Source organism: Micromonospora citrea (genome assembly GCF_900090315.1).
In the GTDB taxonomy this organism is placed as follows: domain Bacteria; phylum Actinomycetota; class Actinomycetes; order Mycobacteriales; family Micromonosporaceae; genus Micromonospora; species Micromonospora citrea.
The window spans coordinates 5,702,651-5,715,267 of record NZ_FMHZ01000002.1 but is presented as its reverse complement, the minus strand read 5'-3'; the positions used below and the strand labels follow the sequence as shown (position 1 = coordinate 5,715,267).

The following is a 12,617-nucleotide window of genomic DNA, read 5'->3' as shown; positions in this document are numbered from 1 at the left end:
CCGGCGGCGGGTCCCGGCCCTTGCCGGAAACCGTCGGGCCGACCAGCATGAACGCGACGTCGATCAAGGAGGTGGGTGCCGATGTCCGACACCGTCGTGGTCGGCCTCGACGTCGGGGGTACGTCCACCCGCGCCACCGCCCTGGGCCTGGACGGGCAGCGCCTCGGCACCGGCCGGGCCGGCGGCGGCAACCCCACCAGCCACGGCGCCGAGCGGGCCGCCGCGGAACTCCTGGCCGCCCTGCGGCAGGCGCTCGTCGACGTCGACCCGGCCCGGGTCCGGGCCGGCACCATCGGGCTGGCCGGGGCGGGCCGGCTGCTCGCCGACCCCGCCGGCCGGGACGCCTTCGACCGGGCCTGGCGCGACGCCGGCCTGCGCTGCCCGTACGCCGTGCACGGCGACGCCCTGGTCGCCTACGCCTCGGGCACCGCGAGCCCGGACGGCACGGTGGTCATCGCCGGCACCGGCGCGATCGCCGCCGGCGTCCGCGAGCTGCGGCTCGACCGGGTCGCCGACGGTCACGGCTGGCTGCTCGGCGACGCCGGCTCGGGCTTCTGGCTGGGCCGGGAGGCGGTCCGCCGCCTGCTGGCCGACCTCGACCGGGGCCACGCGCCCGGCCGGCTGGCGACCGCGGTGCTCGCCGAACTGCTCGGCTGCGCCGACGTGGCGGCCCGCCCCCGCGACACCGTCGACGCCCTGGTCCAGGCGGTGACCCGGCGGTCCCCCGTGGAGCTGGCCCGGCTCGCGCCCCTCGTGGTCGCCGCCGCCGTCGACGGGGAACCCGTCGCCGCCGGGCTGATCGACGAGGCCGCCGCGCATCTCGTGGAGAGCACGGCGCGGATCCGCCCGGTCGGCGACGCGTCCCCCATCGTGCTCGGCGGCGGCCTGCTGACCGGCGACACCCCGCTCGCCGCGGCGGTGCGGGTGCGGGTCGCCCGGCAGTGGCCGGACGCGCCGCTGCACTCGGCCGGCGACGGGGCCGCCGCGGCGGCCTGGCTCGCCGCCCGCGACCTGCCCGAGGTGACCGACCCCGCCGCGCTGCACGCCCTGCTGGTCCCCGCGACAGCCTGATCCCGGCCGCCGTCACGGGCGCCCGTCAGGATCGCCGTCGTGGGCTGCCCACGCGTACCCGCCCTGCACGGGCCCGGATCAGATGGGCAGGGCGCCGGGGGCGACGCCGTGCCTGCGTCCCTCCCTGGTCAGCGCCAGCAGGCCGTGCCCGCGCATGTCGGTGTCCGGGCCGAGCCCCGCCGGATCCACCGACATGGCGGCCGCGACGGTCAGCGCGTCGCAGGTGTCCGGCACGCCGTACCGGCGCGTGATCTCCGCCCAGCGTTCGTCCGCGTCCGGCGCGGCGTGGTCCCACGACGCCCAGGCCTCGTCCGGGATGTCGGGCTCCTCGTGCGGCAGCAGCAGGCCCTCCTCCACCGGCAGTCGGGGGCCGACGCTGCGCTTCGGCTTGTCTTCGTCGTACTGCCGAAGCACCTCGCCGGCGCGGCAGATCAGCCAGGCGGAGCCGGCGCCGCTGGCGTCGAACCAGTACGACTGGGCCGCCCCGAACCGCTCACTCAGCGCCCGGCAGGCCTCGGCCTCTCGCTTCGGGCCGCCCCGGAAGACGTACCAGGGGCCGAGGACGAGCGTCCAGCCGTTCAGCTCGGGGGTGACGAAGACGCGGCTGCGGGCGAGCCGCTCGTCGGCGCGGTGGCTGTCGCTCGCGAACGCGGCGTAGCCCAGTCGCAGGGTGGCCGGACGCGCGTCGGAGAGCTCCAGCGCGTCCAGGACGGCGGCCCGGTCGCCGGTGGGCAGCGCCAGCCACGGCCCGCACGGCACGCGGCCGGCCACCGACCCGGGGCGCTCGGTGAGCAGCTTGATCCGGATGAGCCGCTCCACGGCGGCCCGGTCCGGCGCGCTGAACGCCGGCTCGCCGGCCAGCTCGGCGATGGCTCGCAGCGCGCCCGCGCGCAACCGCCCGGGGCCGTGCCGCCGGATCTCGTGCAGCGCCGGCAGGGCGCCGGGGCCGATGGCGGAGAGCGCCCAGACGGCGCGCTGCCGGACGTCGGGCTCCGGGTCGGCGAGCAGCGGCAGCAGCGCCGGGACCGCGGGGACGGCGGCCGCGCCCCGGTACTGGATGCCCAGGGCGGCGTCCTGCCGGACGTGCGGGCTCGGGTGGGACAGCGCTGCCGCGTACGCCTCCAGCAGCTCCACCCCGAAGCCCTGGAACGCCCAACCGCATCGCCGCCGGACCTCCACGGTGCTCGCGGCGGCGATGGCCCCGACCAGCGGCTCGAAGGCGGGCGCGCCGATCTCCCTGAGCGCCGAGCCCGCCGCGTGCGCCCAGTCCACCGGGGACTCCTCGTCGAGCAGCCCCGAGATCAGCGGCCCGACCGCCTCGGCCCCGGCCGCGACCAGCGTCCGGTGTGCCTCGCGTCGGCGTTCGTGCTCGGGATCGGCCAGCGCCCGGACGGCCTCCGCGACGCCACCGGGCATCGAGTTCGTGATCGGCATCGCCGCATCCTAGTTCGGCCCGGCCGCGCGCTGAAGGCCGCTCGCGGCCGGGGGGCGTCGGTCTGTGGGCCACCGGGCAGGACGGCGGGGGACATGCCGGCCGGCGGCCGGCGTGTCCCCCGCCGATGTTCAGAACCGGACGACGGAGAGCGGCTACTTGAGCTGGCCGGCGGTCAGGCCGGACTGGATCTGCCGCTGGAAGAGGATGTACACGACCAGCACCGGCAGCGTGGCGATGGTCAGACCCGCGAAGAGTCCGCTGTAGTCACCCTCGTAGCCCTGGCTGACCGCCAGCGCGGCGAGCCCCTGCGCGAGCACCCACTTCGAATCGTCGCCCTGCATCAGCACCTGGGGCAGGATGAACTGGTTCCAGTGACTGAGGAAGTTGAAGATCGCGATGCTGATCAGACCCGGTCGGGCCATCGGCAGCATCACCCGGAAGAAGAGCCGGAAGTGACCGCACCCGTCCATGAGCGCCGCCTCCGCGACCGCGGTCGGCAAGGTCCGGAAGAAGGCGGTGAGGAAGAAGACGGTGAACGGCAACGAGTAGGCGGCGTACACCAGCACCAGCCCGGTCCAGGTGCCGAAGAGACCGGCGTTGCGCACCACGAAGAACAGCGGCACGAGGGCCAGGAAGACGGGGAACATCATCCCGCCGACGAACAGGTAGTAGAGGAACTGCCGGCCCCGGAACTCGTAACGGGCGAAGACGTACGCCGCCGTGGCACCCATCAGCATGGTCAGGGTGAGCGATCCGGTCACCACGATCGCGCTGTTCAGGAAGTACTGGCCGATGTGCGCCTCGGTCCAGGCCCGCCCCCAGTTCTCGAACCGCAGCGCGCCGGGCAGCCCCCACGGGTCGGAGAGGATCTCCCCGTCGCTCTTGAACGAGCTGAGGAACATCCAGAGCAGCGGCAGCGCGGTCACCGCGCCCCAGAGCAGCAGGAACCAGTGCGAGAAGACGTTGGCGATGCCGAGATCGCGGCGGAGCTTGCGGTCCTGCGGCACCGGCCGGTCCGCCACGGCCGTGCCGTCGGACGCGGTCCTGTCGAGGGTTGTCACGAGTACTCGATCCGATCACGCCGGGCGGCTCGCAGCGCCAGCACCGCCACCGAGAGGGTCAGGAACAAGAGCACCACGCCGATCGCCGAGGCATAACCGAACTTGCTCTCGCTACCGAACGCGGTTTCGTACATCCGCAGGCCGATGACGTCGGAGGAGAAGTTGGGGCCGCCGTTGGTCATCTGCTGGATCAGGATGAACCCGTCCAGGGCGGCGATCGCGAGGTAGATCCAGGCCACCTGCACGGTGTCCCAGAGCAGCGGAATGGTGATCTTGCGCAGGGTGGTCCACCGCGACGCGCCGTCGAGCATCACCGCCTCGTAGATGTCGCGCGGAATCGCCGACATCGCCGCGCCGAAGAGCACCACGTAGAAGCCGACGTTGCTCCAGATCATCACCGCCATCGCGCACCAGAAGGCGAACCGGGGATCACCGAGCCAGGCCGGCGTGGGCAGCCCGACGGCGCCGAGAGCACCGTTGAGCAGGCCGCTGTTGGGGTGGTAGACCTCCTTCCACAGCAGGGCGATGATGACCACGGAAAGCACCTGCGGGAAGAAGTAGACCATCCGGTACACGGACGTGCCGCGTACGCCCGTCACCCCCGCCCGGCCCTTGCGACCACCCATGCTGAGCATCGTGGCGAAGAAGAGGCCGAGCACGATGGTCACCACCGGCACCACCAGGAGCAGCCACGCGTTGTTCTTGAGGGCGTTCCACACCCGATCGTCGTCCAGCAGCCTCTCGAAGTTGGCCAGTCCGACGGAGTTGGCCTCGGGCGAGTAGCCGAGCCAGTCGGTGGTCGAGATCTGGAAGGCCTGCAGGTACGGCGAGAGCACGAAGATGCCGTAGAGCAGCAGCGGCGGCACCAGGAACGTGATGATCAGCGGGTACTTGCCATGTTTCACGAGAAAGGACCTTCTCCCCCAGCCGTGGGCCGGTGGGGGCGGATCCGCCCCCACCGGCCGGACGTCACGCGGCCCGCTTGTACTTCTTGATCGAGCTGTCCTGGGCGATCGAGTCGGCGCCCTTCTGGCACATGTCGAGGAACTCGGCCGGGCCGATCCGACCGCTGAAGAACTCGCCGCACGCGGCGTCGACGAGCTCGCGCTCCAGCTTGCGGTAGAAGTTGTTGTAGACCCAGTTGAAGCCGTTGCTGCCGGATGCCTCCAGCGCCTTGCTCACGGTGCTGAGGCCGAACGGCAGCTCGACGCCCTCGGTCGACCCGGCCACCACGGTCAGGCTGGAGACCTTCTTGGTGAAGTCCTGGGCGCCCTTCTTCGAGAGCATGATCCGGAAGTACTCCAGGCCGCCGGCGAGGTTCTTCGCCTTGGCCGGGAGCATGAACGGCTCTCCGGCGGTGCCGCGGATCGCCTCGAACGGCAGCTTGTCGCCGCTGCCCAGGCTGGGCGTCGGCTGGATCGTCATGTTGAAGCCCTCGGGCGTGACCTTCTTCTGCTCGCTCTCCAGCCAGGAGCCGCAGGAGATGAAGGCGGCCTTGCCCTGGCACCACGCGGTCTGCGACTGCACGTGGTCGAGGCCCGGCGAACCGGCGAGGATGAAGCCGTCCTTGACGATCTGGTGCCACGCGTCCGCCGCGGCCTTCATCGCGTCGGACTTCCACGCGTTGGGCTCCAGGTTGTCGATCGCCGTGGCGACGGACGCCCCGCCGAACTTGATGGCCGTGGCGATCACCGGCCAGCTCATGTAGCGGGGGTGCTTGCCCGCGTACGTCCACGGGGCGATGCCGGCCGCCTTGATCTTCTTGCACAGCGCGATGTGCTCGTCCCAGGTCTTGGCGTACTGCCAGCCCCGGTCGGCGAAGAGCTTCGTGGAGTGCCAGATGCCGTAGGCGGTGTAGGTGTAGTTCAGCACCATGAACTTGCCGTCGTACGAGCCGACCTCGACGGCGCCCGGCAGCAGCGTGTCCTTGACCGTCTTGCCGGGGACGTCGAGGCTCGGGGCGGCGAGCAGCTCACCCAGGTCGGCGATGGCGTTCTGGGAGACCAGGCTGTTGAAGTCGATCTGGTCCTTGCCGGAGTTGTTGACCACGTCCGGCGGGGTGCCGTCGACGAAGCGCGGCTGGAGGGTCTTGGCGATCTCCTGCGTCGCCGAGTGGTTGATCTTCGCCTTCGGGTACTTCTCGGTGTACATGGCCTCGTGGGCCTTCGCGTACTCCTCGCCGAAGCCGCCGTTGAAGATCACCACCTCGAGGGGCGCGTCCTCCTTGACCCCGAGCGGGTTCTGCTCGCTCTTGGTGCCCTTGTAGGCGCCGGCGTCGCCCTTGTCGTCGCCACCACCGGTGGCGCAGCCGGCGAGCAGGCCGGCGGCGGGGGTGGCCAGCAGGCCGGCGGCGGCGCTGCGCCGCAGGATGTCACGCCTGTTCATGGTCTCTCCTCGGATCGGGTCCGGGCGGTCGCCGGGTTGGGGGAAGGCGACCGCCGCACGAGGCACAGGGGGAAGTTGTCTTCAGTTTGGTTGATGTTGCTGAAGAATTTCTACGGCAGGAACCCGCGGACTTCAAGACCGCAGACCGAACCGTTATCACCACCGGCCAGTTCGCGCCTGACATACCCTCGGGGCCATGCGCCGTCTGCGGCAACTCGCCGCACGCACGCCGGCTGGTCGGGAGCGCTACGTCGACCTGCTCCGGGCGCTCGCGATCGTGATGGTCGTCTTCGGCCACTGGGCGATCGCCGCCATCGGTGAGGACCCTACCGGCCGGCCGACGGCCCGCTCGGCGCTGCCCGACCTTCCCTGGGCGTACCCGCTGACCTGGGTGGCCCAGGTGATGCCCGTCTTCTTCCTGGTCGGGGGGTATGCCAACGCCGCCTCGCTGGCCGCGCGCCGGGCCGCCGGCGGCGACGCCGTCTCCTGGCTGCTGGACCGGGGCGCGCGGCTGCTGCGGCCCACGACCGCCCTGCTGCTGGTCATCGCTGCCGGCGCCGGGGTCGCGTCGCTGGCCGGGGTCGGGGCGACGATGGTGCGTACGGTCGGCTGGTTCGCCACCATCCCGCTGTGGTTCCTCGCCGCCTACCTGGTGGTGGTGCCGCTGACCCCGGCGATGTACGCCCTGCACCGGCGTTTCGGCCTGCTCGTCCCGCTGGTGCTGGCCGCGCTGGTCGCGGCGGGCGACCTGGGACGCGCGCTCGGGCCGGCCGAACTGGCGCTGCCGAATTACGTCTTCGGCTGGTTGGCCGTCCACCAGCTCGGCTTCGCGTGGCGCGACGCCCGCGCCGAGCCGCCCGACGACGGGCCGGCGGGCCGCCGGGCCGGGTCCGCGCGGCGGGGCGTGCGCGCCACGCGGCTGCCGCTGTCCCGGCGGGCCGGCGGGACGGCGCTGCTGGGCGGGCTCGCCGCGACGGTGCTGCTGACCGTCGGGCCCTACCCGGTCAGCATGCTCAACGTGCCGGGCGAGCGGCTCGACAACGCCGCGCCGCCCAGCCTGGCGCTGCTGACCCTGACCACCGCCCAGCTCGGGCTGATCCTGCTCCTGCGCGACCCGGCGGAGCGCTGGCTGCGCCGCCCCCGCCCCTGGCAGGCGGTGATCGCGGTGAACGCCGTCGTGCTCACCGTCTTCCTCTGGCACCTGACCGCGGCGATCCTGCTGGTCGGCGCGCTGGCCGCGGCGGGGTGGCTGCCCACCCCGCCGGTGGGTTCGGCCGCCTGGCTGGCCTGGCGGGTGCCGTGGGTGCTCATGCTGACCGTGCTGCTGGCCGCCCTGGTGGCCGTCTTCGGCCCCGTGGAGGCCCGCACCGGCCCGAGCGGCCGCGCCCGGGACCGTCGGCGGGCCGACGGCGGCGGGGCACCGACCCGAGGCCGCGCGCCGGCCGCGCGGCCGGCGGGCGGCGACGGGCGGGCGGGCGGCGACGGACGGGCCGGCGGCGACGGGCCGGCCGGCGGTCCGCGGCGGTGGGGCGGCGTCCGCGCCGCGCTCACCGCCGCCGGATTCGCCGCCGTGGTGTACGCCCTGGTGGTCAACGCCGAGACGCCGAGGTCGGCGCCCGAGCCGTTGGGCGTGCCGGCGCCGTCGCTGGTCGCGTACCTGGCCGGGGCCGGCGTCCTGCGGCTGCTCAGGTCGGCGTGGGCGAGCCGGGGCTGACCGCCGGCCCACCCTGCGACTCCCGTCCGATCTGCGGTTTCCGATGGTGGGGCGGGAACACCTGCCCCCGATTCGGCAATTTGTGAACGCTCCCACAACTTATTCCGCAATCGGTCCGGCGACGGGCGCGGATCGATGGTCGGGCATACCCTTGGGTCCGTTCCGCCACGACGAGGAGGTGCGCCCCGTGCGGGTGGAGGAAACGATCAACGAGCTGGAACGGGTGGCCGCGACCGACGTGGGCCGGGGCAGCGCCAAGCTGGCCGGGCCGGCGGCCGGGGGCCTGCTCGCCGCCGCCCGGTCCCTGGCCGAGCATCCGGCGCCCGACGTCGCCGTGCTCACCGGATTCTTCATCCCCGGCGCCGAACCGCCCGCGGCGGAGACCGACGGGCCGATCGGGTCGGTGCAGATCGCCGCCGCGCTGCGGGCGCTCGGCGGCCGGGCCCGGATTGTCACCGACGCCCCGTGCGCGCCGGTGCTCACCGCCGCGCTGGCCGCCGCCCCGGAGGTGCCGCTGGAGGTCGCGCCGCTGCAGGGGTACGACGCCTGGGCGGACGCCGCCGCACGACGGTACGCGAAGCTGTCACACCTGATCGCCTGCGAACGGGGCGGCCCCGGCGTCGACGGCCGTCCCCGCAACATGCGCGGGGAGGACATCGGCGCGCACACCGCCCCGCTCGACCGGCTCTACACCGCCGGGCCCGGTTTCCGGGTGGGCATCGGTGACGGCGGCAACGAGCTGGGCATGGGCCGGCTGCCGGCGGAACTCGTCGGGCGGGCGGTCGACCGGGGCGAGCGGATCCGGTGCGTCGTCGACTGCGACGCGCTGCTCGTCGGCGGCACCTCGAACTGGGCCGCCGCCGCCCTGGTGGGCGCGCTGGCGGTGCTGCGCCCCGACGTGCCGGCCCTGCGCGACCTGCTCCGCCCCGAGTGGTCCTACGAGGTGCTGACCGCGATCGTGCTGCACGCCGGCGCCGTGGACGGCGTACGCCGGCGCGCCGAGCTCAGCGTGGACGGCCTCGACTGGCCCGCGTACGCCGCACCCCTGGACCGGATCGCGGAGCTGGTCGCCGAGGCCGGGTGAGCGGGCGCGCGTCCTGCCGGGCCACGGTGGCGCGCCCCGCCGCCGCGCGCGTGCGCCGCCGGTACGATCCGGCGGTGCGGATCGGGGAGGTGGCGTTGCCCACCGGCGCCGCGGGCCCGGACGCCGGGCAGATCGCGGCCGGCGTCCGGGCCTGGGTGGCCTCGGCGCCGCTGCGCGCCCTCGTCGGGCACTTCGGCGGCGACTGGCCGGCCGGTGACCTGGCGGCGGTGCTCGCCGCCCTCGACGACTTCTCCGCCCGGCACTGGGACTTCCGGGGCGGCCGGGAACGCCCCGACGCCCGGGAGCCCGCCCTCGACCCGGCCACCGCCAACCTGGTGCTCGACGCCGCCGCCGCGCTGGGCCTGGTCCACGCGGTCCCGCCGGCCCGCACCGAGTACGCCCACCTGGTGGTGCTCGGCGGCCTGTCGAACGCCTGCCAGCGCCGGGTCGCGTACGCGGCGCACCTGCTGCGCGCCGGCATCCGCGTCGCCGGCGAGGTGGCCGTGCTCGGCAGCTTCCGCCCGCTGTCGCCGGTGGAGTGCGCGGGGCTGGCGGCGGCCGGCGTCCCGCCCTGCGACACCGAGGTGGAGGCGCTGGACGCGGCGGTGCGGCGCGAGTTCCGGGTGCCCGCCCCGGCCGAGGAGGACGGCCACGACGCCGGCCACCCGCACCACTCCTGGTCGTCGCGCACCTACCGGCCGGGCGGCCCGCCGGTGCGGGTGCTGGCCGCCCCGTCCAGCGAGCCCGACCGACGTCGCGCACACACCGCCGACACCCAGCGCTTCTGGGCCGAGCACGTCCGGCTCTCCCCCGGCGACCCGGTGCTGCTGGTGACCGCCCCGATCTACGTGCCGTTCCAGCACTGCGACGCGCTGCGCACCCTCGCCGTGCCGTACGGCTGCGCGATCGAGACCGTCGGCGTCGACCCGGCCCTGCCCGACCTGGCCGGGCTGCCCGAGCCCACCCTCACCCCGGGCCGCTACCTCCAGGAGATCCGCTCCGCGATCCGGTCGATGCGCGCCCTGCACGCCGCCCCCGTCCAGGCCTGAACCGGGCCGGCCGCCCCGGCGGTGGCGGAGCCAGGGGCGGGGTGCCGGACCGACGGGCGGCGCGCGGAAACCGGGCTGCGGCGGCCACGGGCCGGCCGGTAGCCTTCGCGGCACGGCGAGGGCGGCTCCTGGGCGTGCTTCCTTCTCATCCTGTCTTGGTGACCTGCTAGCGCGCCCGATCTCCGCCCTCGCCGTTCTGCGTCTCTCGGGGAGGATGGCGGTGGCGACCCAGCTCACGGTCCAGGCGGCCGGCGCGGCGGTGCATCCGCTCGCGGTCACTCTGGTGCGGCGCTCGGGGCTCGTCGCGGCGGGCCTGCTCGGCGGCGGTCGCAAGGCCAAGCGGGCCGGCCGGCGGCCGGCGGCCGTCGACACCGGGCTGCGGGCACTGGAGGCCGACGCGCTGGCGCTGGGCTGGCAGGTCGGGCCGCGGCTGCGCGCCGCGCTGGCCGGGCTGCCCGCCGACCGGCTCGCCGTCACCGGCCTGGCGCTGCTGGCGGTGCTGGAGTCGGCGGTCGGCGCGCACACACCGCACGTGCCCCTGTTCCGGGACTTCCCACGTCGTGTGCCGGCCGACACCGACGAGCTCTACGTACGCCGGGTGTTCACGCTGCTCCTCCAGGAGCCGGCACAGCCGTGCGTGCTGTGCGGGCGGGTGGGCACGGTCGGGCCGGTGTCGCCGTGCGCGCACCTGGTCTGCACGGCCTGCTGGGACGACGGTTACACGGGCTGCCCGCTGTGCCACCGCCGGCTGACCGGGGACGGGCCGTTCCTCAGCCCGGCCGCCCGACCGCACGGCGGTCCCGTCCTGCCCATGCCCCGGCGCGCCGCGGTGCTGGAACTCGCCGGGGACGTCGAGCGGGCCGCCCACGAGACGCTCGCGGCGCTGCTGGCCCGGCGCACGCCGCTGTCCCCGGTGGACCGGGCCGATCTGGCGGTCCTGCTCGACCGGGTCGGCACCGCCGACCCGGCCTGGCTGCCGGACATCCCGGTCCGGGAGACCCGGGCGCTGGTGCTGGCCCGGCTCCTCGCCGGCCCGCTCACCGCGGCGCGGACGACGGAGCTGCTCGACCGCCACGTCACCTCCGCGACCGACGCGCTGCGCCTGCTGTACGCCCTGCACGGCGGCGACCCGGGGCTGGTCGCGCCGCCGAAGCGGCACCGGTCCCTGCCCCGTCCGCTGCGCCGGGCGCTGCTCGCCCGCCTGGACGCCCTCGACCCGGGGCTCCTGGTGGACGATCTGCTGCGCCACCGGTCCCGCTGGCTGCACGCGGCGGAGCCGCTGCACCCGTTCGAGCGGCCCGACCGGCACCCGCGCGCCGCGGCCGCGTTCGCGGTGCTGCGCGGCACGCCGGTCGACGACGCCACCGCGCTGGGCCGGCTGCTGCGGGCGGCGGCTGCCACGCACGCGCCGCTGCTGCGGATCGAGGACGGCCGGCTGCGCGCCGCGTCCTGGGGCACCCGGGTGGAGGAGGCGCTGCGCGCCGGCGACGCGCCGACCGCCGTCCGGCTGCTCGCCGGTCGCCCCGGTGAGCTGCTGCGCCGGGTGGTGGCGCTGGCCGCACGCGTCGACGACCCGCGACACCTGCTCGACACGGTGGCGGCCGTCGCGGGCGCCGTCGCACCGGGGGTGCTGGTGGCCGCCGTGGGCGCGGTCCGCGCCGCGACGTGGCCGGCGGTGTCCCGGTTGTACTTCCCGCGCGGCGGGCGGGCCCGGCTCTGGGCTGAGCCGGACCGGCGGCCGCGGTTGCCGGCCGACCTGGGCGGCGCGCTGGACGAGGTGCTCACCGGCGAGCTGCGCAGACGCGCCGGGCTGCTGCCCGGCGTCGAGGTCGCCGTCGTCGACGCCGGACTGGCCGACCTCACCGCCCCGTTCGCCGAACGTACCGCCTCGGCCGCCCTGGTCCGCCTGCCCCGGGGCAGCAGCCAGCCGTTGCCGCCGGGGCGGCGGGTCCGGCTCTTCCTGCACTGGACCGAGCCGACCGGCACCCGGGTCGACCTCGACCTCTCCGTCGCGATGGTCGCCGACGACGGCCGGTTCGCCGGCTGGTGCGACTACACCCGGCTGCGCTTCCACGACGCCGCCGTGCACTCCGGCGACCTGACCTCCGCGCCGGCGCCGCTGGGGGCGAGCGAGTTCGTCGACCTCGACGTGGCGGCGCTGCGCGGGCGCGGGATCCGGTACGTCGCGATGGTGGTGTTCAGCTACAACAACGTGCCGTTCGACGCGATGACCGACGCGTTCGCCGGTCTCCTGGGCGACCCCGGGCGGGGCGGGCCGTTCGAGCCGAAGGCCGTCGAGCAGCGCTTCGACCTCACCGGCCAGGTCAAGGCGGCCACCCCGCTCGTCGTCGACCTCCACCTCGGGACGCTGCGCTGGATCGACGCCACGATGACCGGCACGGGCAGCTACCACTCGGTGGCCCGGTACTCGCGTACGCTCGCCCGGCTCAGCGCCGCGGCCGACGGACACTTCGCGGCCGGACGGCGGGTGAGCCTCTGGGAGCTGGCGTGCTGGCACGCCGCCGCCCGGGCCGGGACGGTCGTGGTCCGGCACCGCGACGGCGCGACCTCGGCCTATCGGCGCGAGCCCGGCGAGGGCGACGCGGCGTTCGCCGGCCGGCTCGTCGCGCTGGGCCCCACCGACCCGCGCGACGTCCCGACCGCCGCGCCGGCGTTCGCCGCGCTGGTGCGCGGTGACCTGCCGCTGGCGGAGGGGGCGCAGGCGTACGCGCTGTACCGAGGCGACCTGGACGGCGACCGGGTGCGGCTGCTGGACGCCGCCGACCTGATCGCCGGCCTCGCGCCCGGCGGCTGAGCC

The 12,617-nt window shown here is 75.2% G+C and carries 9 protein-coding genes; 5 read left to right on the top strand and 4 right to left on the bottom strand.

Annotated features, from left to right (window positions below; genetic code table 11):
• Window positions 1-81 precede the first annotated feature (81 nt).
• The gene (locus tag GA0070606_RS26135) at window positions 82-1,071 is read left to right on the top strand and encodes an N-acetylglucosamine kinase (protein ID WP_091105427.1); all 990 of its coding nucleotides are present in this window, start codon (window positions 82-84) and stop codon (window positions 1,069-1,071) included.
• A 78-nt stretch (window positions 1,072-1,149) separates the two neighbouring features.
• On the opposite strand, the gene GA0070606_RS26130 is transcribed toward GA0070606_RS26135, so the two are convergent.
• The 4 genes from GA0070606_RS26130 to ngcE all read right to left on the bottom strand — a co-directional run bounded on the left by GA0070606_RS26130 (window position 1,150) and on the right by ngcE (window position 5,952).
• Window positions 1,150-2,505 (bottom strand): HEAT repeat domain-containing protein, encoded by a 1,356-nt coding sequence (locus GA0070606_RS26130; protein WP_091105424.1) that lies wholly within the window; start codon window positions 2,503-2,505, stop codon window positions 1,150-1,152.
• A gap of 153 nt (window positions 2,506-2,658) precedes the next feature.
• Entirely contained in the window at window positions 2,659-3,567 is a 909-nt protein-coding gene (locus GA0070606_RS26125) for a carbohydrate ABC transporter permease (protein ID WP_091105421.1), read from the bottom strand.
• Window positions 3,564-4,472: a carbohydrate ABC transporter permease gene (locus GA0070606_RS26120; RefSeq protein WP_091105418.1), complete on the bottom strand. Its 909-nt coding sequence runs from the start codon at window positions 4,470-4,472 to the stop codon at window positions 3,564-3,566. The genes GA0070606_RS26125 and GA0070606_RS26120 overlap by 4 nt, the downstream gene beginning before the upstream one ends.
• A gap of 64 nt (window positions 4,473-4,536) precedes the next feature.
• Complete coding sequence (gene ngcE, locus GA0070606_RS26115; RefSeq protein ID WP_091105416.1) at window positions 4,537-5,952, bottom strand: N-acetylglucosamine/diacetylchitobiose ABC transporter substrate-binding protein; 1,416 nt, start codon at window positions 5,950-5,952, stop codon at window positions 4,537-4,539.
• 196 nt (window positions 5,953-6,148) lie between these two features.
• Here ngcE and GA0070606_RS26110 point away from each other — a divergent pair, with 196 nt between their 5' ends.
• The 4 genes from GA0070606_RS26110 to GA0070606_RS26095 all read left to right on the top strand — a co-directional run bounded on the left by GA0070606_RS26110 (window position 6,149) and on the right by GA0070606_RS26095 (window position 12,614).
• A complete protein-coding gene (locus tag GA0070606_RS26110; RefSeq protein ID WP_091105414.1) occupies window positions 6,149-7,666 on the top strand; it encodes an acyltransferase family protein in 1,518 nt (505 codons plus the stop codon).
• Window positions 7,667-7,853: 187 nt separating this feature from the next.
• Window positions 7,854-8,750, top strand: a complete 897-nt coding sequence (locus GA0070606_RS26105; RefSeq protein WP_091108204.1) for a glutamate cyclase domain-containing protein — start codon at window positions 7,854-7,856, stop codon at window positions 8,748-8,750.
• Between the two features lie 74 nt (window positions 8,751-8,824).
• Entirely contained in the window at window positions 8,825-9,799 is a 975-nt protein-coding gene (locus GA0070606_RS26100) for a hypothetical protein (protein ID WP_245724808.1), read from the top strand.
• A gap of 220 nt (window positions 9,800-10,019) precedes the next feature.
• Window positions 10,020-12,614: an MXAN_6230/SCO0854 family RING domain-containing protein gene (locus GA0070606_RS26095; protein WP_218106054.1), complete on the top strand. Its 2,595-nt coding sequence runs from the start codon at window positions 10,020-10,022 to the stop codon at window positions 12,612-12,614.
• Window positions 12,615-12,617: the final 3 nt, after the last annotated feature.

Coding starts and splice junctions, on each gene's coding strand:
- GA0070606_RS26135 (WP_091105427.1), top strand. CDS start 82: ATGTCCGACACCGTCGTGGTCGGCCTCGACGTCGGGGGTACGTCCACC.
- GA0070606_RS26130 (WP_091105424.1), bottom strand. CDS start 2,505: ATGCCGATCACGAACTCGATGCCCGGTGGCGTCGCGGAGGCCGTCCGG.
- ngcE (WP_091105416.1), bottom strand. CDS start 5,952: ATGAACAGGCGTGACATCCTGCGGCGCAGCGCCGCCGCCGGCCTGCTG.
- GA0070606_RS26110 (WP_091105414.1), top strand. CDS start 6,149: ATGCGCCGTCTGCGGCAACTCGCCGCACGCACGCCGGCTGGTCGGGAG.